At 51.8% G+C, this 25,017-nt stretch carries 20 protein-coding genes, 1 pseudogene and 1 riboswitch; of the genes and pseudogenes, 14 read left to right on the top strand and 7 right to left on the bottom strand.

What is annotated here, in order from left to right; translation table 11 throughout:
• Positions 1 to 117: 117 nt before the first annotated feature.
• The 4 genes from N685_RS0104070 to N685_RS0104055 form a co-directional block, all read right to left on the bottom strand.
• Positions 118 to 1,107, bottom strand: a complete 990-nt coding sequence (locus N685_RS0104070; protein ID WP_031406110.1) for a FecCD family ABC transporter permease — start codon at positions 1,105 to 1,107, stop codon at positions 118 to 120.
• Positions 1,104 to 2,111, bottom strand: a complete 1,008-nt coding sequence (locus tag N685_RS0104065) for a FecCD family ABC transporter permease (protein WP_031406108.1) — start codon at positions 2,109 to 2,111, stop codon at positions 1,104 to 1,106. The genes N685_RS0104070 and N685_RS0104065 overlap by 4 nt, the downstream gene beginning before the upstream one ends.
• Before the next feature lie 68 nt (positions 2,112 to 2,179).
• Positions 2,180 to 3,103, bottom strand: coding sequence for an iron-hydroxamate ABC transporter substrate-binding protein (locus N685_RS0104060; RefSeq protein ID WP_031406106.1), 924 nt, complete (start codon positions 3,101 to 3,103; stop codon positions 2,180 to 2,182).
• On the bottom strand, positions 3,100 to 3,900 hold the full coding sequence (locus N685_RS0104055) for an ABC transporter ATP-binding protein (RefSeq protein ID WP_031406104.1): 801 nt from the start codon (positions 3,898 to 3,900) through the stop codon (positions 3,100 to 3,102). Before N685_RS0104055 ends, N685_RS0104060 begins: the two co-directional genes overlap by 4 nt.
• Positions 3,901 to 4,576: 676 nt before the next feature.
• Here N685_RS0104055 and N685_RS0104050 point away from each other — a divergent pair.
• From N685_RS0104050 to N685_RS0104025, 6 genes are all read left to right on the top strand, one after another.
• Positions 4,577 to 5,734 carry an acyl-CoA dehydrogenase family protein gene (locus N685_RS0104050; RefSeq protein WP_031406102.1) on the top strand — a complete coding sequence of 386 codons (1,158 nt, stop codon included), beginning with the start codon at positions 4,577 to 4,579 and terminating at the stop codon, positions 5,732 to 5,734.
• Positions 5,735 to 6,070: 336 nt separating this feature from the next.
• On the top strand, positions 6,071 to 7,207 hold the full coding sequence (locus N685_RS0104045) for an IS110 family RNA-guided transposase (protein WP_031406100.1): 1,137 nt from the start codon (positions 6,071 to 6,073) through the stop codon (positions 7,205 to 7,207).
• 450 nt (positions 7,208 to 7,657) lie between these two features.
• Positions 7,658 to 8,548 (top strand): R2-like ligand-binding oxidase, encoded by an 891-nt coding sequence (locus tag N685_RS0104040; RefSeq protein ID WP_031406099.1) that lies wholly within the window; start codon positions 7,658 to 7,660, stop codon positions 8,546 to 8,548.
• Between the two features lie 37 nt (positions 8,549 to 8,585).
• Positions 8,586 to 10,127, top strand: a complete 1,542-nt coding sequence (locus N685_RS0104035) for an aldehyde dehydrogenase family protein (RefSeq protein ID WP_031406097.1) — start codon at positions 8,586 to 8,588, stop codon at positions 10,125 to 10,127.
• A gap of 15 nt (positions 10,128 to 10,142) precedes the next feature.
• Positions 10,143 to 11,354 carry an iron-containing alcohol dehydrogenase gene (locus N685_RS0104030; RefSeq protein ID WP_031406095.1) on the top strand — a complete coding sequence of 404 codons (1,212 nt, stop codon included), beginning with the start codon at positions 10,143 to 10,145 and terminating at the stop codon, positions 11,352 to 11,354.
• Between the two features lie 245 nt (positions 11,355 to 11,599).
• A complete protein-coding gene (locus N685_RS0104025) occupies positions 11,600 to 12,322 on the top strand; it encodes a DsbA family oxidoreductase (RefSeq protein ID WP_031406093.1) in 723 nt (240 codons plus the stop codon).
• Positions 12,323 to 12,405: 83 nt separating this feature from the next.
• Here N685_RS0104025 and N685_RS0104020 read toward each other — a convergent pair whose 3' ends face one another.
• Both N685_RS0104020 and N685_RS0104015 read right to left on the bottom strand, forming a co-directional pair.
• On the bottom strand, positions 12,406 to 12,870 hold the full coding sequence (locus N685_RS0104020; RefSeq protein WP_031406091.1) for a DinB family protein: 465 nt from the start codon (positions 12,868 to 12,870) through the stop codon (positions 12,406 to 12,408).
• A gap of 63 nt (positions 12,871 to 12,933) precedes the next feature.
• Positions 12,934 to 13,206, bottom strand: a pseudogene (locus N685_RS0104015) (sensor histidine kinase); the annotation flags it as partial.
• A gap of 155 nt (positions 13,207 to 13,361) precedes the next feature.
• Between N685_RS0104015 and N685_RS0104010 the strand changes: the two are divergent.
• The 7 genes from N685_RS0104010 (at position 13,362) to N685_RS0103980 (ending at position 20,866) form a co-directional block, all read left to right on the top strand.
• Positions 13,362 to 14,027 (top strand): response regulator, encoded by a 666-nt coding sequence (locus tag N685_RS0104010; RefSeq protein ID WP_033842308.1) that lies wholly within the window; start codon positions 13,362 to 13,364, stop codon positions 14,025 to 14,027.
• A 9-nt stretch (positions 14,028 to 14,036) separates the two neighbouring features.
• The gene (locus N685_RS0104005; protein ID WP_031406085.1) at positions 14,037 to 15,143 is read left to right on the top strand and encodes a sensor histidine kinase; all 1,107 of its coding nucleotides are present in this window, start codon (positions 14,037 to 14,039) and stop codon (positions 15,141 to 15,143) included.
• A 102-nt stretch (positions 15,144 to 15,245) separates the two neighbouring features.
• Positions 15,246 to 16,184 (top strand): daunorubicin resistance protein DrrA family ABC transporter ATP-binding protein, encoded by a 939-nt coding sequence (locus N685_RS0104000; RefSeq protein ID WP_031406083.1) that lies wholly within the window; start codon positions 15,246 to 15,248, stop codon positions 16,182 to 16,184.
• A gap of 33 nt (positions 16,185 to 16,217) precedes the next feature.
• Complete coding sequence (locus tag N685_RS0103995) at positions 16,218 to 17,321, top strand: ABC transporter permease (RefSeq protein ID WP_031406080.1); 1,104 nt, start codon at positions 16,218 to 16,220, stop codon at positions 17,319 to 17,321.
• 1 nt (position 17,322) lies between these two features.
• On the top strand, positions 17,323 to 18,468 hold the full coding sequence (locus tag N685_RS0103990; RefSeq protein ID WP_031406078.1) for an ABC transporter permease: 1,146 nt from the start codon (positions 17,323 to 17,325) through the stop codon (positions 18,466 to 18,468).
• 258 nt (positions 18,469 to 18,726) lie between these two features.
• Positions 18,727 to 19,410 carry an N-acetylmuramoyl-L-alanine amidase family protein gene (locus N685_RS0103985; RefSeq protein WP_031406077.1) on the top strand — a complete coding sequence of 228 codons (684 nt, stop codon included), beginning with the start codon at positions 18,727 to 18,729 and terminating at the stop codon, positions 19,408 to 19,410.
• A gap of 127 nt (positions 19,411 to 19,537) precedes the next feature.
• A complete protein-coding gene (locus N685_RS0103980; RefSeq protein WP_031406075.1) occupies positions 19,538 to 20,866 on the top strand; it encodes a S8 family serine peptidase in 1,329 nt (442 codons plus the stop codon).
• 17 nt (positions 20,867 to 20,883) lie between these two features.
• On the opposite strand, the gene N685_RS0103975 is transcribed toward N685_RS0103980, so the two are convergent.
• Positions 20,884 to 22,848: an LTA synthase family protein gene (locus N685_RS0103975; RefSeq protein ID WP_031406073.1), complete on the bottom strand. Its 1,965-nt coding sequence runs from the start codon at positions 22,846 to 22,848 to the stop codon at positions 20,884 to 20,886.
• 453 nt (positions 22,849 to 23,301) lie between these two features.
• On the opposite strand from N685_RS0103975, the gene N685_RS0103970 reads away from it, so the two are divergent.
• Positions 23,302 to 24,639: a TrkH family potassium uptake protein gene (locus N685_RS0103970; RefSeq protein WP_031406071.1), complete on the top strand. Its 1,338-nt coding sequence runs from the start codon at positions 23,302 to 23,304 to the stop codon at positions 24,637 to 24,639.
• Positions 24,640 to 24,795: 156 nt separating this feature from the next.
• A riboswitch (cyclic di-AMP (ydaO/yuaA leader) is annotated at positions 24,796 to 24,936 on the top strand.
• Positions 24,937 to 25,017 lie beyond the last annotated feature (81 nt).

The following is a 25,017-nucleotide window of genomic DNA, read 5'->3' as shown; positions in this document are numbered from 1 at the left end:
TCAACACGAAAGAAGCAAAGGGAAGCCTCAACACGGGCAAAGGCGAAACAGGGGGGCAGGAAGGCGGCAGAAAACAGGTTTCGCCGTTGTCCTTGGTCCCTCATGGCTGCAAACACATCAGCGCCTCAACAATAAATAAATGAAATACGGCGCGCCGATCAACGAGACGACCACTCCTGCCGGAAGCGGTTCGGCGAGAACGTTGCGCCCGATCGTGTCAGCGGCAAGCAGCAGCCAACCGCCGATGAGCATCGCTGCCGGAATGGCTCGCTCATGGCGCGGTCCGACGATCATTTTGGCGATGTGCGGCGCCATTAAGCCGATAAAGGGGATGCCCCCGGTTACAGCGACGGCCGCTGCAGCGACGGCAACGGCGGTCGCCATCAGCACGAGCCGCTCGCGGCGAACATGAACGCCGACCCCGATGGCGACCGGATCGCCTAAATGCAAAAGGTTTAGCCGTTTCGCCCGATACAGGCCGATCAACGCACCGATGACAAGCCACGGCAGCATCGCCCAAATAAACGGCCAATCATCGCCCCAAATGTTGCCGTAAAGCCATCTGGCGATAAAGTCGACTTTCGTTCGGTCCGCGGCGGAAATGAGGACGATCATGAGCCCGGAGAGCGCCATCGAAAATCCGACCCCGGTCAAGATGAACGATACCGGCTGCAGCCCGGTTGTTTGATTGTAAGAAACGGCATAAATGGCCGCTGCCGTCAACAGCGCTCCGACGAAGGCGACGAGCGGCAGCGCGTAAAGAAACGTCCCGGCTTCAATCGGGAAAAATAAAAAGAATATAGCGACGCCCGCGCCGGCTCCGGCGTTGATGCCCAATATGCCCGGATCGGCGAGCTCATTTCGGGTGATGCCTTGCAGCATCGCTCCCGATAGGGCGAGCGCCATCCCGGCGAGCAACGTAATCACGATACGCGGCAGGCGGAGAGAAAACAAAATAAACGCTTCTTGCATCGAGCCGTAGCCAAACAGCGTCGGCACGATGCGTCCGTACGAGAGCGGCGCTTCGCCGGTGCCCAACGCGATGGCGGCCGTTGCCGCAATAAGCAACAAAAGCAGTCCCAACACGATCGTGATGCGTATTCTCATTCAAAGCCCCTCCCTTTTTTCCGCACGACAAACAAGAAAAACGGCAAGCCGATCACCGCAACGATGGCTGCCACCGGCGTTTCGAACGGGGCGTTGATCGTACGGGCCGCCGTATCGGCGCCGACCATGCCGGCCGCGCCGACCGTAGCCGACAGCGGGATGATGAATCGGTAATCGGCGCCGGCGATCGCGCGCACAAGATGAGGGATCATCAAGCCGATGAAGGTGATGTTGCCGGTGATGGCGACCGACGCTCCTGTCAATAAAAAGACAGCCAAAAACAGCCATGCTTTGACAATCGCTGTGTTTTGTCCGACGCCGACGGCGACGTCTTCGCTCAAGCTAAGAATCGTCAGCTGCCGCGAATACCGTACGGCAATGGCGAGCCCGATCACGATGAGCGGAATGATGACTGACAGCTGTTTCCACGACGTTCCGGCTACCCCGCCCGATGTCCACATCGAAACGTCTTTGGAAATATGAAAATAAAGGCCGACCCCTTCAGCGACGGCAAACAAAAGCGCTGAGACCGCCGAGCCGGCTAGGACGATGCGCAATGGCGAAAAGCCGCCTTTGCGGGCGGCGCCGATGCCAAAGACCATCCCTGCTCCCACAGCCGCCCCAAGCAAACAGGCGATGGTGATTGAGAGATAATGGGCGGAAGGAAAACAGGCCATCGTTATGGCCAACGCTGCGTTCGCTCCAGCGGTTAAGCCAAGCAGTCCCGGGTCAGCAAGCGGGTTGCGTGTCATTCCTTGCATGATCGCTCCAGCGACGGCGAGTCCGGCGCCGACAAAGGCCGCCGCCGTTTCCCGCGGCAGACGGAGCTCGCGAATCACGTCAAGCTGTTTGCCTTGTTCGTTGGAGAAGAGCGCCCGCCATACGTCGCTCCACGCGGTATCAGCGACACCGATCGCCATCGAGCTGAACCACACGGCCAGCAGCAGGACAAGTGAGAAGGGAAACGTATAACGAAACGGCCAGCGTCGGCGGTTGGCTTCCATCGGCGGATTCCTCCTTTTCACAAGAAAGGACGGGACATTCACGCACGGTGAATCTCCCGTCCTGTTGGTTATTGGCCTAAAAAGTGTTTCTTAAAGAAATCAAGCTGGTGTTCTAATGTAATCGGATCATTGAAATAAAAGGATTTGGCATCGGCAACAAACATATGCCCGTTTTTCACTGCCGGAATGTTTTTGAACGTGTTGGTTTCCATGAATGACGTGTCGCTGTCGCTATATTTGCTTACGATGAGGTAATCGCCGACAAATTGCGGCAGCGCTTCGAGAGAGACAGCGTAATAACCGGATTTGAGCGCGTGCTCTTTGACTTTCTCTGGCATTTTCAGCTTCATTTCTTGGTATAAAATTTCTGTTCCGCGTCCCCAGTTGTTTCCGAAGACGTAAAGCTGCTTATCGAAGTTTTCCATCACGGTCACCGTGGCGTTGTCGCCGATTTTCGCCCGGATTTGTTTTCCGGCTTCTTGTGCCCGTTTTTGGAAATCGGCAATCCATGCTTTCGCCTCTTTCTCTTTATTGAGCAATTTTCCGTATTCTAAAATCAAGTCTAAGTAATTGAGCTTTCCGTATGTAAACGTGACGGTTGGAGCGATCTTTTTCAGTTTTTCGACGTTTTTTGTATTGGATAAGCCAACAATTAAGTCCGGTTTTAATGCCATAATTTTTTCGATGTCTTCATCGGTTACGGTCTGGGTATTTTTGAGCTTGTCCTGAAGAAGCGGATTCATTTTCGACCATGAATCGGCTCCGACGATTGGCACATCGAAGGCGGCGACATATCCAGCACCCCATAACGCCACAACGCGTTTCGGATGAGCAGGCACTTCGATTGGCCCGTTTTCTGATTGATAGGTCATCGTTTCCTTTTCTTTTTTAGCGGAAGGAGCGTTGGTTTCCTTCTGATGATTGGCGGCGTTGCCGCACGCGCTTAACACAAGGATAAAAAGAAGCAACAAGGAAAGCCATGTTTTCCTCATGATGAATAAGCCTCCTTAAGTAAATGATAGGTGAAACAAACCGGTTTGTTCGTCCGCGGGTCGCGGCCGATGTCAGCGTCAATGCCAAACACGTCGCGAAGCACATCACGGCAGATGACGTCTTCGCTCGGCCCTGCTTTGACGATTTGGCCTGCTTTCATAGCGATCACATAGTCGGCAAACCGCGCCGCCTGGTTAATGTCATGGAGCACCATGACGATCGTCCGCCCTTCTTCTTTATTTAGCCGTTCAAGCAGCTCGAGCACCTCGAGCTGATGGGCGATGTCCAAATACGTCGTCGGTTCGTCCAAAAAGATGATGTCCGTCTCTTGAGCGAGCGCCATGGCGATCCAGACGCGCTGCCGCTGTCCGCCGGAGAGGGCGTCAACCGGCCGATGTTTCAAATCGGCTGTTTTTGTCACGGCAAGCGCCCAGTCGATCGCTTCGTAATCTTGTTTCGTTAGGCGGCCCCATCCTCTTTGATAAGGAAAGCGGCCGTACGAGACGAGCTCAGCGACGGTCAATCCGCTTGTCGCTTCCGGCGTCTGCGGCAAAATGGCCATTTTTTTCGCCAGCTCTTTCGTTGGCTGTTGTGAAATCGCTCGGCCATCCAACATCACCGCGCCGAATTGCGGAGAAATGATGCGCGTCAGCGTCTTGAGCAGCGTCGACTTGCCGCACCCGTTCGGACCGATAATGGCGGTGATTTGCCGGTCGGGAATGCGGACGGACAAGCGTTCGAAAATCGTCCGGTCATCGTAGCGGACGGTCAGTCCTTCGGCGTATAGGCGGACCATGCGGCCACCTCCTTTTGAACTAAGAAAATGAGAATCAATATCATTAACAAGCTTTATTATAGCGAATTCATGCGCAAGAAGACAATACATTTTTGTGAATCAACGATGAATTTTCGCGGCGAACGTCTATACAAGTTGAAATTTTGTTTTACATCATATGTGCTTGTACTTAGAAGGCTGGTGAAAAACGGCTGCCACGAGCAAATCAGCGGCATTTCACCAAAAAAGAAGGCTGATTTCGCCAGGCTTCTCTAACTGAGAAACAGATGGAACAGCACAATTTTGTACGAAATCAACGCCCCTTTAGAGGAAAACCGAAGCGAAAAATGAGAAATTCTTTATTGAAACTTATATAGAAGTCTCAATCGATGAGCGAACGTGTAAAACGCAGAATTGGTGCTGCAACGTGTTTGTATTGGCGAAATCATCCTGTGAAGCAGCATTTTCCCTTCCATCACCGGCTTTCTAGAGCTTCGGTTTCAACGTGTTGCTGCCGATTCCAGCGCCCGCTGCTTTTTTGACTGCAAACCTACCAAGCGATGATGCAGAACGGCAACCGATTTTGTGTGTCTGCTCGGTGCAAATAGTTGTTCTGTCACAAGAAAGCAGGTAACATAAATAGGGAGGGGTATTTTTTGAATTATAGAAATTATTTGTATTTTGGGAGGGGAAGAAGATGAATTTCACGCTGCCAGCCGAGATTGAATGGTTAAAAGAAAACGTCCGCAAATTTGTGAGCGAAGTCGTCGAACCGGTGGCGATGGATATTGAGGAAAATGATCAGATTCCGCAAGATATCATTGAAAAATCGAAAGAAATGGGGCTGTTTGGATTAAGCATTCCGGAAGAGTACGGCGGCCTCGGCTTGTCGATGGTCGGCAAATGCGCCATTTACGAAGAGCTCGGCAAAACGCATAACGGCTATACGACGTTAATCGGCGCCCATACCGGCATCGGCACCGTCGGCATCGTCGAGCTCGGCACGGAAGAACAAAAGCAGCGCTATTTGCCAAAGATGGCGACGGGCGAATGGATCGGCGCTTTTGCTCTCACGGAGCCCAGCGCCGGATCAAACGCCGCTGCGATCAAAACGACCGCCGTCCGCAAAGGCGACCGCTACATTATCAACGGCTCGAAACATTATATTACAAACGCCATTGACGCCCACGTGTTTACGGTGATGGCGGTCACCGATCCGTCCAAAGGTCCGAAAGGCATCACGTCGTTTATCGTAGAAAAAGATTTTCCCGGCTTTATCATCGGAAAAGTCGAGCGGAAAATGGGGTTGCGCGGGTCGCATTCGGCTGAGCTGTTTTTTGACAACTTGGAAGTGCCGGCCGAAAACGTGCTCGGGAAAGAGGGTGAAGGATATGTCAACGCCTTGAAAATTTTAGCGAACGGCCGCGTCGGTCTCGCCGCGCGCAACCTCGGCTCGTGCATCCGCCTGCTCGAATATTGCATGGAATACGCCGAACAGCGTGAACAGTTCGGCAAGCCGATCATCGAGCAGCAAGCGATCCAACATATGTTGGCGGAAATGAGCATGTTAATCGAAGTGCTGCGTTCGACCGTCTACCGCGTCGCCTGGATGGTCGACCAAAAGATGCGCGTTGTCAAAGAAGCGGCTATCGCGAAGCTGTTCGGTTCGGAAGTGTACAACAAAATCGCCGATATGGCGGTGCAGATTCATGGCGGCCTTGGCTACATGAAAGACTACCCGATCGAGCGCTACTTCCGCGATGCCCGCATCACGAAAATTTACGAAGGCACTTCGGAAATCCAGCGCAACATCATTGCGAACGAACTGCGGAAAGAATACGGAAAAGGTCCATGAGCAACGTTTTGCCCTCCACCCGGGGATGAAAATCTCGCGTCAGTTCGGCATTTTCACGGAAAAGATCCATGGGCAGCACGATCTGCCCTCCACCCGGGGATGAAAATCCCCCTTTTCTTCCCATAATGAAGAATAGGCGCAAACAGTTCAACAGGACGTTATGCTTAATGGTGGCTTAGACCCTGTACGGAAAAGTGTTTGAATCCACTGGGTGCACCACCCATTGTCCGCCCTTTCCTGTGATAGAGGAAAGGTGACGACGAACGGAAAACTGCCGCATGTCTCCCGTGGATTCGCTGTTTGCGCACTCCATCATCGAAAAGGAGGCGTTTCATCATGGATGTCATCTATCCTCGCTGCGCAGGATTGGATGTTCATACCGAAACTATTGTCGCTTGTGCCCTATGGGAAGAAGAGGGGGAGATTCAAAAGGAGATCCAAACGTTCTCAACGTTCTCGAAAGGGCTTGGCGACCTGCTCGAGTGGCTCGAAGACCATGGGGTCACCCATGTCGCCATGGAATCCACCGGCGTGTATTGGAAACCGGTCTTTGCCTTCCTCGAGGGCTATGTCGACTTGACTTTGGCCAATCCGCAGCGGATCAAAAATGTCCCGGGAAGAAAAACCGATGTCTCTGACGCCGAGTGGATCGCCAAGCTGCTCCGCCATGGACTCATTGAAAAAAGTTTCGTCCCCCCAGCGCCGATTCGTGAACTGCGGGATTTTACCCGCCTGCGCAAAAAGTGGGTCGGACAGTTGAGTTCAGAGAAAAACCGGATTCAAAAAGTGCTGGAGTCTTCCAATGTCAAGCTGGGCTCCGTCCTCTCGGATCTCTTCGGCGTTTCCGGACGAAACATCCTTGCCCGGCTGCTCGAGAAGGGATACGTGGACAAGGACGAGCTGGATCAATGCCTGCGCGGCAGGCTCAAAACGAAAAAGCAGGCGGTGTACGATTCGCTGCTGGGCACCTTGACCGAACATGAGCTCTGTCTCCTTCGCCTCTTGTGGAAACACGTGGAGGAATGCGAGCGGCTCATCGAAGAAGTCGACCAGCACATCGACCGCCTGCTCGAGCCGTATCGGGAGGAAGTGGACTTACTGATGACCATGCCTGGAATCAAAAAACAAACCGCCGCCGTCATCATCGCCGAGATGGGAACCGACATGAGCGTCTTTGAAACGCCGGAACGGGCGGCTTCATGGACGGGGTTGTCCCCCGGCAACCATGAAAGCGCCGGAAAGCGAAAGAGCACGCGCACCACCAAAGGCAATCCCCATCTTCGATCAGCGTTATGCGAGGCGGCATGGTCAGCAGCTCGATCCAAGACACATCCCTTGTCCCGAAAATTTTGGTCGTTGGCGGCCCGATGCGGGAAGAAAAAAGCCCTCATCGCCACGGCTCGACGAATGTTGGTGATCATCTTTTGCATGATCTCCCGCAAAGAGTCGTTCCGCCAACCACAACTCATTTAGTATAGCCAACAGGCAGCCGGATGATACGAGATGCCCGAAAATGGGGCACCTCTGCTTTCCTATTGCCTTCTTTGGCCATTTTCAGTATACCCACACGGATCAGGAGCGTATACAGCACTCACCCAGTGGTGGGGATTTTCACGGAAAAGTGCAGGTGTAACTGAAACGCCGTCTGCTGACAGCAGGCGGCGTTTTTGCGCAGCGATTGTCGGAAAATGTCATCCGTTTTTTGTTGACGGAAGGAGGAAAAGGTTGCTAGAATGAGAGAAAATGAATGACTATTCATAACGCTCCGGTCATTTGTGCAATCTTCCTCTTAGATGACGACCTACCTTTTGTAACAAGGCTCTTTTTTGTAAGCCCTTACATAAATGAACTTGCCCCATGATCACTGATCGAGAAGCATCATATCCAGTGAGTTCAAGAAAAAATGGAAAAGGAGTGGTGAGCGTGCGGCGGACTCAACCGTTGGTGACGACGGGCAGCCGCGGGCTGCAGGAAGATTCGTTCCCGTTTCGGCTTTACCAAAAGGCAAAGCGGTTGGGGGTTTGGAATCCGGCGGACATTGATTTGACGCAAGATGTGAAAGATTGGGAGACGCTCCCTGTTCAGATGAAGGACGGAATTTTGCGGCTCATTGCCCAGTTTCAGGCGGGCGAAGAGGCGGTGACGCGCGATTTGTTGCCGCTTTTGATGGTCGTCGCCAAAGAGGGGCGGATCGAGGAGGAGATGTACTTAACCACCTTTTTGTTTGAGGAGGCGAAACATACCGAGTTTTTCCGTCTCGTGCTCAATGCGCTCGGCGTCAAAGAAGATTTGTCCCATTACCATTCAGAGACGTATCACACGATTTTTAACGACATTTTGCCGTCGGCGATGGGGCGGCTCGAGCATGACTCATCCCCAGAGGCGGTCGCTGAGGCATCGGTCGTATACAACATGTTTGTGGAAGGCGTATTGGCGGAAACCGGATATTATGGCTTCTATAAATCCCTCGAGCAAATGAAAGTCATGCCCGGCTTATTGAAAGGGATCGGCTATTTGAAAAAGGACGAATCCCGCCATATTGCGTATGGTACGTTTCTGCTTCAGCGGCTGATCCGGGAGCATCCGTATCTTCTTGAAGTCGTGATGAAAAAGATGGAGCAGCTCGCCCCGCTTGCCGTGAAACTCAATGAGGAAGCAGCGGCTCGCGATTCGATTTTCGGCCCCGACCACCATGCCGATATCATGAATTTCACCGCCCGCCAACTGGCAACGAGGATGGAAGTGTTGAAAAAAGCGCAGGAGAAGCCGTTTGACGAGCTGTTCGGTCTTGAGGAAAGCGAAAACGTTGGCTAGAAGTTGAGAGTCGAAAACAAGGAAGGGAGAAATCGTCATGACCACCCATGTGCAAGTGCATCATTTTCCGCTCTTCATTGACGGCCAATGGCAGCCGGCAAGCAGCGGGGAAACGTTTAACGTATACAATCCGGCGACCGGAGAGGCGGTGGCGACCGTCGCGAAGGCGACAGCCGAAGATGTGGATCGGGCGGTGAAGGCGGCGCGCAAGGCGTTTGACGAGACGGATTGGAAGACGATGAAACCGAAAGAACGGGCGCGTCTGCTCAATGCCATCGCCCAAGCCGTCGTCGCCAATGCCCAGGAGCTCGCCTATTTGGAAGCGATCTCAAGCGGAGGGACGATCCGGCGCATCAGCTCGATTGATATTTTGCAGACGGTCGATTTGTTCCAAACGATGGCGAATATCGTTCAAGAGTACCCCTTTTCGGAAACGTTACCGATTCCGCCATTTCCCGGACCGGCGCACAATTTTGTTTGGCGCGAGCCGATCGGGGTGTGCGCAGCGATTACGCCGTGGAATTTGCCGCTCATGATCGCATCTTGGAAAATCGCCCCGGCGCTGGCGACGGGCAATACGATAGTTGTCAAGCCGGCAAGCTATACGCCGCTATCGACGCTCAAGTTGGCGGAAATCATTTCGTGGTTCGTGCCTCCTGGGGTCATTAACGTAGTGGCTGGACCGGGCGCGGAAGTCGGGGAGGCGCTTGTCCGTCATCCGCAAGTGGACAAGGTGGCGTTTACCGGTTCAACCGAAGTCGGCCGCCGCATTATGGCGTTGGCGTCGGAAACGGTGAAAAACGTCACGCTTGAACTTGGTGGCAAGTCGCCGAACATTTTGCTTGATGACGCGGATTTGGAGATCGCCATTCCGGGCAGCTTGTTTGGCGTCTTTTTGCACTCCGGCCAGCTGTGCGAATCGGGAACGCGGTTGTTTGTGCCGGATCGGATGCATGATGAAGTCGTCGAACGGCTCGTCGCGCTGACAAAAACGCTGCAAATCGGCCACCCGCTTGACCCGGCGACCGATATCGGCCCGGTCATTTCCAAGCGGCAACAAGAAACGGTGCTATCCTATATTGAAGCCGGCAAACGAGAAGGGGCGACGCTTGTCTGCGGCGGTCATGCGGTGGATGTCCCGGGCTGTGAAGGCGGCCATTTTGTCGCGCCAACGATTTTTACGAATGTGAAAAACGACATGAAAATCGCCCAAGAAGAAATTTTCGGCCCGGTGTTGTCTGTCATTCGCTACCACGACGTGGAGGAGGCGGTGGCGATGGCGAACGATACGATTTACGGGCTGGCGGCCGGCGTTTGGACGCGCGATGTCAACAAGGCGTACGCCATCGCCGGGCGCTTGCGGGCGGGCGTCGTTTGGATCAATGATTGGCATATGCTGCGCAATGACGCGCCGTTTGGCGGCTACAAGCAAAGCGGCATCGGGCGCGAGATGGGCAAATATTCGCTTGATGCCTACACGCAGCTGAAACATGTGCATACGTCGATGGTGCCGGAGCTCGAGAAGCGCAAATGGTATCAAGTGCTGTTTTCGAAGCTGGGCGCAATGAGAAAAGCATAAAAAGGGGGACGGGGAATGACGACGTTAGCGAATTTTTGGCTGCGCACCGCCATTTACACCGGATCAAACGCCCGCGCGCTCGTGCCGGATTTGTTTCGCGGGCTCGGCGCCAAGCGGGTGCTGTTGCTTTCCGACCGCGGTCTGGAGCAGGCCGGCGTCGTCGGGAAGGTGGCCGATCTGTTTTGGCTGACGCCGCACGGGACTGGACCGGAACTGGCTGGCATCTTCCTAGATATCCGCCAAGATGCGGAAAGCGAATGCGTCAATGAGGCCGCGCGCTATGCGCGCGAAGTCGGCGCCGATGCCTTGTTGGCCGTCGGCGGCGGCAGCGTGTTGGATACGGCTAAAGGGGTGAAATACGCCCTGTTCAAAGGGTTGCGCGACATTAAAGAGGCCATTCCCGGCGGGTTGTTGTACGAGTCGTTTCCAAAAGCGCAATTCATGCCGATTCCGCACATCGCCATCCCGACGACCGCCGGCACGGGGTCGGAAGTGTCACCAATTGCAGTCATTTATAATGAAGAGTTGCGGTTGAAAACGAACATCATCCATCCGTTTATTAATGCCGATGTGGCGGTGCTCGACCCGGATTTGACAGTCGGGCTGCCGCCGAAGGTGACGGCGTTCACCGGCATGGATGCGCTCACCCATGCCATTGAGGCGCTCGCCTCGCCGACGGCGACCGCGCTTACGGATGCATGCGCTTTGCAAGCGATTCGTTTGATTCACGATTATTTGCCGCAGGCGGTTCACGACGGCGGGAACATCCGCGCCCGCTCGGAGATGCTGCAGGCGAGTTTGCTTGGCATCACCGCTTTCAGCTTTGCGTTAAACGCCATCCCGGTGCACAATTTCGCCCATGCGTACGGGGCGATGTTCCGCATTCCGCATGGGCTGGCGAATGCGGTCTTTTTGCCGGTCGTGATGGAAGCGATTCCGGAGTTGTATTTGCCAAAAGCGAAGCGGTTGGCTGAAGCGCTCGGCATTCACGATCACGGCCAAGCGGAAGAGGTGCTGCTCGCTAAAGCGATCGAGCGCATTCGCCGCTTGCGCGATGACATCGGGCTGCCGGCTGATTTTGCCGATTATCCGATCACGGACGAACAATTTGCCGCAACCATTCCGGCGGTCGCTGCCGACCCGGCAGCGGTCAGCTTTCCACTGCCTCCTGAACTGATTCGGGCGGTCGGCGAGCGCGTTGTGAAGTTGACAGTGGAAAAAGGATGAAGCAGGAAGAAACCGGTATCCCGCACATGAAGCGGGACACCGGTTTTTTGTGCCAGCGGTTCAGCCCCGCGGCCGCCCGATAACCGTGTCCAACGACCAAAGTTGGCTTCCGTTCAGCCATAAATACATCGACATGGATAGTACAATGTTATGCGGGCAGGTCCGCTCCATGCCTTTCGTTAGCCATTCGACCGGCAATGGGCTACAATGGAGGGGAAGCGTGTCAAAAGTAGAGGAGGATGGCCATGAAAATTGAAGTATGGTCCGATTTTGTCTGTCCGTTTTGCTATATCGGCAAGCGCCGTTTGGAACAAGCGCTGGAACAGTTTCCGCACCGAAACGACGTGATGGTCGTCTTCCGCAGCTTTGAGCTCGACCCGAACGCCCCAAATGAGACGCCGCTGACGATCCATGAAATCATTGCCAAAAAATACGGAATTACCGTGGAGGAAGCGAAGCGGGCAAACGCGGATATCGGCAGGCAGGCGGAAGCGGTCGGCTTGACGTTCCGCTTCGAGACGATGAAGCCGACGAATACGTTTGACGCTCATCGCTTGGCGCAATACGCAAAGGAAAAAGGGAAGCTTGATGATGTCGTCGAACGGCTGTTTTTCGCGTATTTCACCGAATCAAAGCGAATCAGCGACCGCGCTGTGCTCCTTGACATCGCGGAAGCGGCCGGGCTTGACCGAAGCGAGACGGAAGCGGTGCTTCATGGCGGCCGCTACACGGAGCAAGTGCGAAACGATGAAGCGGAAGCGGCCCGACTTGGCGTCCGCGGTGTGCCGTTTTTCGTGCTGAATGGAAAGTATGCCATTTCTGGGGCTCAGCCGGTTGATGTGTTCCGGCGGGCGCTAGAAACAGTGTGGGAGGAGGAACAACAAGCTTCGCCGTTGCGGCCGCTCGCTGACGAAGGCGGGGCATGCACGGACGGCAACTGCTCGATCGACGAAAAACTCGCTCGTTAAGCAAATGAACAACCGGCTCGAGTCCTCCGAGCCGGTTGTTTTTTGCCATTCCATTGAGGTGAGGCCGGTAGGATGAAGGCAAATCAGCCGCGCTTCACAAACAGCGGCAAGTCCGTATGCCCCATCGCGCGGACGTAGACGAACAGCTGCCCTTTATGGTGGATTTCGTGATCCATCGCCATTTGCAACAGCTGCGTGGCTGGGATGTGAATGCCAAAGATGGAAGTGAAATCGAGCGTCCGGTTAAAGTCGTCATCACTCATTGATTCGATGAGCTGCCTCGTTTTTTCCGTATACGTTTCCGCCAGCTTAGCCAAATTTGTCTCCGGTTCTTCGATTTTTTGCCGGAACAGCGATGGATCGCCGTGTTTCGCCGTGTTGGCGAAATTGTAAAAGCTAAACAGCATATGCGTCGCCAGCTGCTTCGCCGTCATCGACGTCGGCGTCGGTTTGTACTCATAATGCGCTTCGTCGATTTTGTTGATTAGTTCCAGCGTGACATGGCGATGTGAAAGGAAATATTGCACCCATTTTTGTGCGCGGGGCATGGCGATACCTCCTTTTGGTTAAGGATTCCTGTTTTCATTTTACCATAAACGTCTTCGTTATCGTCAGCGGGGAAGCTTGACCCGAAAGGTCGTCCCTTGGCCAAGAGTGCTGTGGACATCGATGGTTCCGCCGTGAGCCGATACGAATTCTTTGGCAATAGCAAGGCCCAATCCGGTTCCCCCGCGATTTCGCGTCCTCGCTTCATCTGTGCGGTAAAAGCGATCGAACAAAAAGGGCAAATGCTCCGGCGCGATGCCGATGCCTGTATCGGAAACATCAATTTGCAACATGGCGGGCTCTTCATCGATCATCACGTTTACCGCTCCACCCTCAGGGGGAATCATATCACTCCTGCTTGAGCTCCCTTTCCTTCATGGCAATGGAAGAAACTCCTCTTATTCATTACAATGAAAGTAAATCGTTCAGCGCTTTGTCCACACATGACGATGAATGGGAAAACGCAAAGTGGATGAGGAAAGGATGGGGAAAGATGAAACAGACCTCTGCGCCCGATCCGCTGCGGATCAAAGTGCTCATTGCCGATGACAATTCCTTTGTCCGCGAAGGGCTGCGGATCATCTTAAGCACGTATGACGAGTTTGATGTCGTCGCGACCGTAAGTGATGGGAAAGAGGCGGTGGAATATTGCCGGCATCATGAGGTCGATATTGCGTTATTGGATGTGCGCATGCCGAACATGAACGGCGTCGAAGCGACGAAGCTCATCTGTGAGCAGACGAAGGCAAAGCCGCTGATTTTGACGACGTTTGATGATGATGAGTACATTATGGATGCCATCCAATACGGCGCAAAGGGATATTTTTTAAAAAATACCGATCCAGAGCGAATCCGGGAAGCGATCAAAGCCGTTTATCACGGTCAAGTGGTCATGCAAGAGGTGGTCATGGAAAAAATCAAGTCCAATCTCAAAGAAGAAAAAGGACCGACGCCGAAAATCGACAAACGTCTGTTTACTGAGCGAGAGTTGGACATTATGGCGCTCATTGCGAAAGGGCTTTCGAATAAAGAAATTGCCAGCCAGCTATTTATCTCCGAGGGAACGGTGGCTAATTACATTACGTCCATTTTCAATAAAACGGGATTGCAGCATCGAACGCAAATCGCTGTTTATTACCTGACGGGGAAAATCGGTTGAGGGAGCGGTATGGAACGTTTGCTTCTGTTTTACAAACTCATTGTATGGGGATATGCAGCGCTTGATTATATCTCATCGGAACAGAGGAATGAATCTTGGTTTGTCTTGTCCTCTCTGATTTATTTTTGTCTCAGTTTGTTTGCTTCTATCGTTCGAAATGTAAGGTGGAAAAAGGGAGCGGCGCTGTGTTCCGTTTTCCTTGTGATCCTTTCAAGCGCCTATGTGGAGCCGTCATTTGGTTTATTGCTGTCTCTCAATGGATATGAGTTGGCTTCGTTCTATATTCCCCGACTATGGGGGATATGGGTGGTGCTGCTTGTTCCCATTGTTTGGCTTGGCCCTTCGGCAGCGAAATTGTATGGTCTTGTGGCGTTGTTCAGTCTTGTCAGCGTGACGACAGCCAAGCGCCATCTTGAGCGGATGAAACAACAAGAAGATCGTTTGGATCAACTGCGCAACGATTTGCATCGGCTGACAAGGAGTGTCAACGAATATCATCAATATATCAAGCAATCGGAATATATGTTGCAATTAGAAGAGCGAAACCGTCTGTCACAGCGCATTCATGACCAAATCGGCCATTCGCTGACGGGGGCGCTCATTCAGATGGAGGCGGCCAAACGGTTGATGGATGGAGACCGCAACAAGGCAAAACAATTGTTGGAAAACGCCATCCACATTTCCAAAGAAGGCATTGAACAAATTCGGATGACCTTAAAACAGATGAAACCGCCGCCTGAGCAAATGGGGATCAATCGGGTGAAATTATTTATTGATGAGTTTTCCGCCCAACATCATCTCCCGATTCCACTCGTATGCAAAGGGGATCTGGATGTGATTACGCCAATCCAATGGAAAGTCATTTATGAGAACATTGCCGAGGCGTTGACGAATGCGATCAAATACGCCGAGGCCACCGCCATTGCCGTTGAGATTCACGTCTTGAATCGAGTCATCAAGGTGGAAGTGAAAGATAACGGGAAAGGTGCGACCAAGATCAAGAAAGGGCTTGGGATCATCGGCATGGAGGAACGGGCGGCCTCTGTTCATGGCACGGTCATTGTCGATGGGACAAACGGGTTCTCTGTCACAACGTTGCTTCCGATTCATGAGTAATTCGTGAATTTTCTCATGTCAACGAGATGAATTCCTGCACTTACAGGAGTTCATCTTTTTTTCTATAATCAATAACACCAAGTATGGAAAGAAGGTGGAACGGTGAACATGTTGGAAATCAAGCAGGTCACGAAAAAATTTGGCGACTTCATTGCGGTGGATCATATGTCCCTCTCTGTCGCCGAAGGAGAAATCTTTGGCTTTCTCGGAGCCAACGGAGCGGGAAAAAGCACCACGATCAATATGATTGCCGGGTTGCTGCGCCCGAACGCAGGTGAAATCAGGATTCTCGGCAAGGACATCACTAGGCACCGCCAGTTTGCCAAACGACAGATCGGCATCGTGCCTCAAGAAATCGCCATCTATGAAAATTTGACGGCGTATGAGAATGTAGAGTTCTTTGCCGGATTGTATGGACTGCGCGGCGCGGAGCTGCGCCAGCGGGTGGAAGAGGCGCTTGAGTTTGTTGGCTTGAGTGATAAACGCAAACGTTATCCGAAGCATTTCTCAGGCGGGATGAAACGGAGGCTCAATATCGCCTGTGCGATCGCCCATCGGCCGAAGCTCATCATTATGGACGAACCAACAGTCGGCATCGATCCGCAGTCGCGAAATGATATTTTAGCTTCGGTCAAAAAGCTCAATGACATGGGATGTACGATTATTTATACAAGCCATTACATGGAGGAAGTTGAAGAAATTTGTACACGAATCGCGATCATTGATCATGGAAAGATCATCGCAGAGGGGACAAAGGAGCAATTGGAAGCGATGATTACCGATACAAAAGATATTTGGATAGAAATCAGGGGCATGGATCAGCTCAACAAGCAGCATCTGCAAGACATTCCCGGGGTCAAGGCGGTGCAATGTGAAGAAAATATGATTAAAATCAGTTCGGACATCAATGTCAATAATTTAAATCAAATTGTGCAATGTCTGATCAATGACGGGGTGGAGATCCGGTCGCTCGAAGACCAATCACCGAATTTAGAAACCGTTTTTCTTACGCTGACGGGGAGAAATTTGCGGGATTCATGACCGATCTTTCATTGTGCAAAGGAGGTGCTTCTTTTGAATATTGTTCGGATCGCGGTAAAGGAGATCAAAAGCGATTTTCGTGATGCCCGGACGCTGTTTTTCATGCTGCTGTTTCCGATCGTACTCATGTTCATCTTAGGAACAGCCCTTTCTCACGCGTTCCAATGGACGATTTCCATCGGTGAGGTACGCGTCTTCTACAAAGACCAAACAGCCGGGCAGTTGTCGGCATCTATTCACGCCATGGCTCAAGAGGCGAAGAAAGCCCATATCGATTTTCAAAAGGTGCCGGACGATATGAATGGAAAGCAAGCGGTTCAGGAAGGAAAAGCCGATGGATACGTCGAGATCGGCCTACACGGAGTTGAATTGTACACCAATGAACGCAACCAGATCAAAGGGGGCCTTGTTGAGGGGGCGATGGCCGCGTTTGTGGGCCAATATCAGCTGGCCATGGCCGTTTCGCAAGGGCAGCCGGGTTCGTTTCAGCCCAATCGAAATCCGCATGAGGAGTACATTCAAGAACGATCGCTGCGTTCCAAACGAAAACCGGGGGCGATGGATTATTATGCGGTGGCGATGACGACCATGATCGCTTTGTATAGCGCATTGCCTGGCAGCTCTTTGTTGCGGGGAGAGCGGACGCGGAAGACGGCTGACCGCCTTTTGGCGGCTCCTGTTCGCAAAAGCGAGATTTTTATTGGAAAACTGGCCGGAAACATCGTGGCGAATTTTCTTTGTGTGGCCGTAGTGATCTTGTTTAGTAAACTTGTTTTTCACGCGTATTGGGGGCGTCACTTCAGTCTCGTGTATTTGCTTCTGTTGACTGAGGTGGTATTGGCCATAAGCTTTGGGCTAGGGATGAGCTATCTGGCAAGGACAGAAGGAGCAGCGCGAACGATGGCGATGGTCCTCATTCAGCTCGCTTCTTTTTTCGGGGGTGCTTATTTTCCGATCGATGAAACGAAGTGGTTTGCTCATTTGTCGCCGCTTTCTTGGATGAATGAAACGATTTTTAAAATGGTATATGCCAACGATGTGTCCAGCGTGGTTCCAACCATGCTTCTCAATGTCGGTCTAGCGGCGTTGTTTTTATTGATCGCGGTGGCGTCTGTAGCGAGACGGGAGGGATTATAGGGTGAACGATGTGATTTGGTTGGTGAAGTATACGTTAAAGCGAACGTTCCGTCGAAAAATCAATTTTTTGTTATATTTTGGCACGCCGTTGGCGGCAATCCTTTTGTCTTTGTTTGCGGCCGGGGGCAACCCTGTCAAGGAGGTGCGCATCGGGATCGTCAATGAGGATCATGGACGGATTACCGATGATACGATCCATTTTCTGAAAAACATTGACCATCTATCAGTGAAAAGCGTCAAGTTGTCAGCAGTGGACGACCAAATCACCTCGCAAAAGGTGGATGGCGTGTTGATTTTTCGCCAAGGGTTTTCCGAAAGTGTCCAGCACGGCCAACCTCGGCCGATTGAACTCGTCTCGCTCAAGGGAGCGGAAATCACTACGTTTATCAAATCATACTTGCATGAATACATTGATCATCTGGCCACATTGGGGCGATTGGCCAATGGAAACAACGATCTCTTTTGGAAAATGTATGAACGGTATCAACACGCACCGTTCCGGTTGGCTATTCATTCATTATCCGATACATCCAAACAAAAAGCGATCACGTATCAAACGATCGGCTACTTGCTCATGATCATGTTAATGTCAGCGGGAAATTTGACGGAGATCATCATCAAAGAAAGAGAAGAGCGCACGTATTCTCGATTATTGACGACACCGATTCAAGCCAGAACGTATGTGTTATCGAATGTTGTGGTGAATGTGTTGGTCATAACGGTACAGATTATCGTGACCTTTGTGGCGATGAAAAACATCTTTCATATTTATCCTAACGTTCCGATGTGGCAAATGGCCCTCGTACTTTTCGTTTTCTCTTTATCGGCAATCGGGTTGGCTTTGATTACGGTGATGCTGGCGAACAGCTCCACCTCCGCCGGAGCGCTGCAGCCATTGATCACCGTTCCGACCTGCATGCTGGCCGGCTGTTTTTGGCCCGTCGAGTTGATGCCGAAGTTTTTGCAAAAGGCGGCGTACTTTCTACCGCAACGGTGGGCGCTTGATCTCTTGGTGAAGCTGCAGGAGGGGCGTTCTTTTGGCAGTTTGTATTTGCATGTGTTGATTCTTCTCGCTTTTGCACTGACCTTTTTCCTTATTGCCGTTTATAAGTTCAACCGAAGCCAACAGAGTGGACAGTTTGTATAATGGTTTTCGGTGATTGCAGGCCGGTATGTTTGAATCTGCCATTTCCCAAGTTTGCGCGGCAAGTTTTCTTTTGCCCATCATGGGGCTGTATGGCTGTGGTGTTCATTCATATCGAACGGGAGCGTAAGGCACAACCGAAGAGAACGGTTGCGCCTTATTTCTTGGCCATGGGGAAGTATCTATGGCATTTTGGAGGATGATGCTTATGCTAATAGTGCCATATTCCTAAACGGAAAAAGCTGTGAAAGGAGAAGACAGATGATCAACATTTTTCTTGATCCTGGGCACGGCGGGAACGACACCGGCGCGGTCGGCAATGGATTGCGAGAGAAGGACATCACGCTGTTCATCGCCTTGGAGCTGCGCCGCCTTTTGCAAAGTGAGTACGAAGGAGTTTCGGTGCAGCTGAGCCGGACCAACGATGAGACGGTCTCGCTCAACGAGCGGACGGAGCGGGCCAACCGCTGGGGAGCCGATGTGTACATTTCCATTCACGTAAATGCGGGTGGGGGCACTGGATATGAAGATTATATTTATCATCGGCTCGATGAGGATTCTCTAGCGGCTCGCATTCGCGATGCCATTCACGAAGAAGTCGTCAAAGCCACAGGATTTCGCGACCGCGGGAAAAAGAGAGCAAATTTTCATGTGTTGCGGGAGACCGCGATGCCAGCTGTGCTCACGGAGAACGGATTTATTGATCGAGAAGAGGATGCGAGAAAACTGAATGATACCCGTTTTTTGCGCATGGTCGCCCGCGGGCATGTGAATGGGTTGGAACGGGCGCTTGGGCTGCGGAAAAAACAAAAAACAGCATTGACCCGCGTCATTGTCGATGGGACGCAAGTCGGCGCATTTGCCGAACGGGAAAACGTGCTTCGTCAAGTCGAGCGGCATTTAGGGAGAGCCAGACAGATTGTGCTTGAACAGGTGAGAGAATGATAGGGAAGCTTGCTTCGTCTCGGCGGGGCAGGCTTTTTTTGTCCATTTGTCTTAGTGGAACCGCCGCTTCCTTCTTTGTCCACACGTCATATGAGTATAGCAACGTAATGAAGGAAGGAGGAAGAACATGTTTGGCTATTCCATCGTCCAGTTGGCCCGCCGCCATGCGGGGCGTCTTGACCGTCCTCTCCGTCACGCGCTGGTCAGTATGTACAAACCGATGACGCGCATGCCGTGCATTTTTCACCGTTGGATGGAGCGGTGGCTGCGGAAATGGCGGAGGCTTTCCGTCTTGATTGAAGTCGAAAATGCTGAAGGGATGGAGGCAGTGGCCAAGGCGGAACGCGATCATTTCCGTATGACAGTACGCCACCATTTTCGCCATGTTCCCTTCTACAGCGCAAGGGTGACACCTGCGGCGCTCGAGCAGCTGCTTGAGCATCCAAAAGTGAAAAAAGTGTATCTTAACCGCACCGTCAAAGCGTTATTAAACAACGCCGTGCCATCGGCGAATGCGAAACACGTCACCGTCAATGGAACCGAGCTGAGCGGCAAAGGGGTGACGATTGCGATTGTCGACACCGGCCTTTACCCGCACCCGGATTTAGAAGGACGGATTGTGGCGTTTGCTGATTTGGTGAATGGCCGCACGGCACCGTATGATGACAATGGTCACGGAACGCATTGCGCCGGCGATGCGGCCGGAAACGGGCGCATGTCGGACGGGCTGTATGCCGGACCGGCGTATGAGGCGAATGTCGTGGGCGTCAAAGTGCTCGACCGCTCGGGAAGCGGAACGTTAGAAACCATTATGCGCGGCATCGAATGGTGCATTGATTACAACAAGGACAACCCGGACAAGCGCATTCATATCATTTCTTTGTCGCTTGGCGGGGAGCCGCAGCCGTTCCCGGCCGAAAATGATGATCCGCTCGTGCAAGTCGCGGAGCGGGCGTGGGAGCAGGGGATTGTCGTCTGTGCGGCAGCCGGAAATGAGGGGCCAAATTACGGGACGATTTCAAGCCCGGGTATTAGCGACCGCATCATTACCGTTGGAGCTCTTGATGACCGTAATACGGGGGAAACGCGCGCCGACGATGACGTGGCGTCGTTTTCGAGCCGAGGGCCGACCGAGTACGGGGTGACCAAACCGGATCTCGCCGTTCCCGGGGTCAACATTATATCGCTTCGCGCCCCGCGTTCATTTCTTGACAAGATGAATAAGCAAAGCCGGGTCGGTGACCATTATATATCGATGTCTGGTACATCAATGGCGACGCCGATTTGCGCCGGTATTGTCGCGTTGATGCTTCAGGCGAAACCAACTGCGACGCCGGATGAAATCAAGCAGGCGTTAAAAGACGGCGCCGATTTGTGGAAAGGGCGCGACCCGAACGTATATGGGGCGGGTTACGTGAATGCGAAGCGGGCTGTCGAGCGGCTGCTGCAGCGCTAGAAAAAAGAGGGAGGCGATCATTGACCGCTTCCCTCTTCATTGTCTTCGCGGTTGTTATAATCGTATTTCGACGGGTCGACCGGTTTGAAGCCTTTCGGCGTATAGAACCGGAGCAAATCGCCGTAAACGACTTTATCCGACAGATCAAGTTTTGTCCGAACGATTTGTTCCAGGCGCTTGATTTCCGGTGTTTCTTCAAGTGGTTCACCCGTTTTCGTGTCATAGTACTTGCCATTGACAGCCGTTACTTTCGGGGTGACAAAGTCGCCGTTGCGGAACGGAACAATTTCTTGATGATCCGGAGACAGCAAATCCGTTCCGAATTGGACGAAGTTTTTCGTATCGATGCCAAGCAAGTGCAGCAACGTCGGCAGCAAGTCGATTTGGCCGCCAAACTCGTGAATGACGCCGCCTTTGACGCCCGGGACGTGGATAAACAGCGGCACCCGTTGCAATTGAGCATGTTCATACGGCGTAATTTCTTTTCCTAAAATTTGCGCCATGGCTTTGTTATGGTTTTCGGAAATGCCGTAATGATCGCCGTACAAAATGATGACCGAGCGGTCGTACAGGCCCGATTTTTTCAGATAATCAAAGAACTCTTTCACCGCTTCATCCAAATAACGGGCCGTTTGGAAATAACGGTCGACCGAGCCGTCGCCTGTCGTCGCCGGCGGGATCGTTGCATCTTCCTCGCTGATCGGGTACGGGAAGTGGTTCGACAGCGTAATAAATTTCACATAGAACGGTTCTTTCAATGTTTCTAACAGCGGGATCGACTCCCGGAAGAACGGTTTGTCTTTCAGACCGTAGTTCAAGACGTCTTCGTCGTTCATATCATAGTAGCTCGCGTCAAAGAAATGATCAAAGCCGAACGACTTATAAATTTCATCGCGGTTCCAGAACGTTTTGTAGTTGCCGTGGAAGACGGCGCTTGTATAGCCGTATTGGTGCAAAATGGCCGGAGCCGCATGGTACGTATTTTGCCCTTTGGTTGTAAAGACGGCACCTTGTGGCAGGCCGTACAACGAATTTTCCAACATAAACTCCGCGTCCGACGTTTTCCCCTGTCCAGTTTGATGGAAAAAGTTATCAAAATAGAATGTATTCGGATCGCGGGTGAGCGAATTCAAGAATGGGGTGACTTCCTGCCCGTTCAGTTTATAGTTAATCACGAAGTTTTGCAGCGACTCTAAATGAATGTAAATGACGTTTTTCCCTTTCGCCACGCCGAAATATTTCGGATTCGGTTTGGCATACGTCGCCTGCACATAGTTCAGCACGGTCGTGATATCGCTTTTGTTCGCAAACGCCCGCTGTGTTGATGATTTCATGCTTTGGAACGCGTCATAAATCAAATAGTTGTATACACCTAAATATTTGACGATATAGTTGCGGTCAAATGTTCTTGTCAAGAGCTGCGGGCGGTCAGCCTCAGCAAGCGCCAAGTTGATGCTGAACATCAGAATGGCCGAAGCGAAAATGGCGCCTTTTTTGAACCGGCCGGCCCGCACTTTCGGGAGCGGGAATCGTTTCGAGAAAACGAGTACGGCCAGAATAATGGTGTCCAAGAAATAGAACACATCATACCAATGAATCAATTCCCAAATACTTCCGCCTAAATCACCGAAGTTTTTCGTTTGGGTCAACGTCGGGAATGTAATGAAATCGCTGAAAAAGCGATAATAAACGATATTGGCGTATAAGATGAACGATAAAATGAAATTAATAATAATGAGCCATTTGTACACCCGCGTTTCCTTGGCCAACAGCGCCAACCCAAGGAAGAATACCGCCGAGCTGATCGGGTTGATGAACAATAAAAACTCCTGCATGGAGTTGCTGATGCCAAGGTTAAATTCCGCTAAATAGGCGGCGTACGTCTTCAACCAAAATAAGAGCACGGCAAAAATAAAAAAGCCAATGTATTGGTTAGGGAGAGAACGACATGTTTTCCACCATTTTTCCCAAATTGCCCTCACGTCCTCTTCTCCTCCTTTGTCCCGTATTCTTAACGATGGTTCTATGTTTATATCAACAGCCGTTGCCCACAGCCACAAACGTTTTATTCTTACATGATTTTACATCGGAACGTCTCCATGTCAAGTAGCATAATACGTCTGTTGCCAAAAGTCAATGGAATGTTTTTATGGGACTGGTGCAAGCCCCTCTTCTGCGCTTCAATGCCTTTGTGCCCCCTAGTCGGACTGCCATTCGCTATTCATATAGACGAACGGAGACGGAAAAGGTTTCAATGCATCCATATTCTTGGAGCCGATGGCCATGCCCTTTATCCATTCTATTATGCAGGAAAAATGATATGATGAAAATTTGTTTAGAGTACCCGAACAAGCTTGTTTTTGGTATATTTTTTCTATGCATCATCCACAACTATAAAGAGGCGATTATGTGAGCGAGGGGGAAGGGATGGGGCTTTGAATACGAACCGTAAATTTTTCGATCCGCCGAAAGTGTTAGTGTCCGGCTTTGCCTTGATTATTTTGGTTGGAGCTTTTCTGTTGATGCTGCCGACGGCGACCGTTGACGGGAAAGGACTTCCGTTTTTAGATGCCTTGTTTACGGCGACGTCTGCTACGTGCGTGACCGGGCTTGTTGTGGTTGATACGGGCACGACGTTCACGTTGTTCGGCCAGCTGGTCATTTTAACGCTGATCCAAGTGGGCGGGCTTGGATTTATGACATTTGCTACGTTGTTTGCCTTTTTGCTTGGCAAACGCATTTCGTTGAAGGAGCGGCTCATCCTTCAAGAAGCGCTCAACCATTTGACGATCGAGGGCATCGTTCGGCTCGTGAAACGTATTTTTCTTTTTACCGTTGTCATTGAAGCGATCGGCGGGGTGTTGCTCTCGATCCGCTTTGCTTTTGACATGCCGCTCGGCCGGGCGATGTATTTCGGCTTTTTCCATGCGATTTCGAACTTTAACAACGCCGGCTTCGATCTAATGGGCGAGTTTCGCAGTTTGACCGGCTATGTGGAAGATCCGGTCGTGAGTCTGGTTGTGCCGATTTTAATTATACTGGGCGGCATCGGATTTATTGTCATGAATGAAGTGTATGAGTACCGGCAAACACGGCGGCTGTCTCTTCATACAAAAGTGGCCGTCGTCACGACCGTATGGCTGGTGCTTGTCAGCATGGCGTTCATTTTAGTGTTGGAGTGGAACAATCCGAAGACGATGGGGCCGCTGTCGCTCTCAGGCAAGTTTTTGTCCGCGTTTTACCAAGCGGTCACCCCGAGAACAGCAGGATCGAATACGCTGAACATCCCGGATTTGACGCAGCCGACGCTGTTTCTCATCATTTTTCTCATGTTTGTCGGCGCTTCACCGGGTTCGACAGGCGGCGGGATTAAAACGACAACGCTCACAACCTTGCTTGGCGCCGTATGGTCGCAAATTCGCGGGAAAGAAGATGTCATTTTGTTTCGGAAACGCATTGTGTACGATACGGTATACAAGTCTCTGACCGTGACGATGAGCGGATTGTTTGTGGTTATGTTTGTCACGATGATGTTGACGATCACTGAAAAGGGAAAAGACTTTTTAATGATTTTATTTGAAGCGACATCCGCGTTTGGGACGGTTGGACTATCGATGGGGTTGACCCCGGACTTGTCCCCGTTCGGCAAGGTGATCATCGCACTAACGATGTTCGCCGGCCGCGTCGGCCCACTGACGGTCGCCTATGCGGTCACGCTGCGCCGTCAGCCCGATCCGTTCCGTTATCCGAAAGGGAAGATCATGATCGGATAGAACAAAGCGAGAAAAGAAGCAAAATGAAAAGAGGATGAGCATATAGGCTATCCATCGTGAAAAACAGCAAAAAAGCGGGGGAAATCGTCATTTTTTTCATCTTTTCCTCGTTTACAACCAATATAGCGAGGAGTAATATATGGAAACAGAAACCTGAAGATGTGTGCGCTGAATCCGTCACGGAGCGGGGGAACCAAATGTTGCAACGTTCTGTTGCTAGGGGTGAATCCGACAGGACGGGCATCTCTCCAAGCCCGAACCCGACAGCTAACCTCGCAAGCGCTTTGGGGAGGGATGGGTATGGCCTTAGAGCCTACGTAGCCGTTGGGCGCACCCTCAACGGCTTTTTTGCTTGTGTGTCAGTTCACAATCTAGGGA

Source organism: Geobacillus vulcani PSS1 (genome assembly GCF_000733845.1).
GTDB lineage: Bacteria > Bacillota > Bacilli > Bacillales > Anoxybacillaceae > Geobacillus > Geobacillus vulcani.
The sequence above is the reverse complement of the archived record's forward strand: the minus strand, read 5'-3'. Positions and strand labels throughout refer to the sequence as shown.

Excerpts from the sequence above, each read along its gene's own strand:
- N685_RS0104045 (WP_031406100.1), top strand. The coding sequence starts at position 6,071 with ATGGATGTCATCTATCCTCGCTGCGCAGGATTGGATGTTCATACCGAA.
- N685_RS0104070 (WP_031406110.1), bottom strand. The coding sequence starts at position 1,107 with ATGAGAATACGCATCACGATCGTGTTGGGACTGCTTTTGTTGCTTATT.
- N685_RS0103980 (WP_031406075.1), top strand. The coding sequence starts at position 19,538 with ATGTTTGGCTATTCCATCGTCCAGTTGGCCCGCCGCCATGCGGGGCGT.
- N685_RS0104055 (WP_031406104.1), bottom strand. The coding sequence starts at position 3,900 with ATGGTCCGCCTATACGCCGAAGGACTGACCGTCCGCTACGATGACCGG.
- N685_RS0104005 (WP_031406085.1), top strand. The coding sequence starts at position 14,037 with ATGGAACGTTTGCTTCTGTTTTACAAACTCATTGTATGGGGATATGCA.
- N685_RS0104020 (WP_031406091.1), bottom strand. The coding sequence starts at position 12,870 with ATGCCCCGCGCACAAAAATGGGTGCAATATTTCCTTTCACATCGCCAT.
- N685_RS0104030 (WP_031406095.1), top strand. The coding sequence starts at position 10,143 with ATGACGACGTTAGCGAATTTTTGGCTGCGCACCGCCATTTACACCGGA.
- N685_RS0104035 (WP_031406097.1), top strand. The coding sequence starts at position 8,586 with ATGACCACCCATGTGCAAGTGCATCATTTTCCGCTCTTCATTGACGGC.
- N685_RS0104060 (WP_031406106.1), bottom strand. The coding sequence starts at position 3,103 with ATGAGGAAAACATGGCTTTCCTTGTTGCTTCTTTTTATCCTTGTGTTA.
- N685_RS0104065 (WP_031406108.1), bottom strand. The coding sequence starts at position 2,111 with ATGGAAGCCAACCGCCGACGCTGGCCGTTTCGTTATACGTTTCCCTTC.
- N685_RS0104025 (WP_031406093.1), top strand. The coding sequence starts at position 11,600 with ATGAAAATTGAAGTATGGTCCGATTTTGTCTGTCCGTTTTGCTATATC.
- N685_RS0103985 (WP_031406077.1), top strand. The coding sequence starts at position 18,727 with ATGATCAACATTTTTCTTGATCCTGGGCACGGCGGGAACGACACCGGC.
- N685_RS0104050 (WP_031406102.1), top strand. The coding sequence starts at position 4,577 with ATGAATTTCACGCTGCCAGCCGAGATTGAATGGTTAAAAGAAAACGTC.
- N685_RS0104010 (WP_033842308.1), top strand. The coding sequence starts at position 13,362 with ATGAAACAGACCTCTGCGCCCGATCCGCTGCGGATCAAAGTGCTCATT.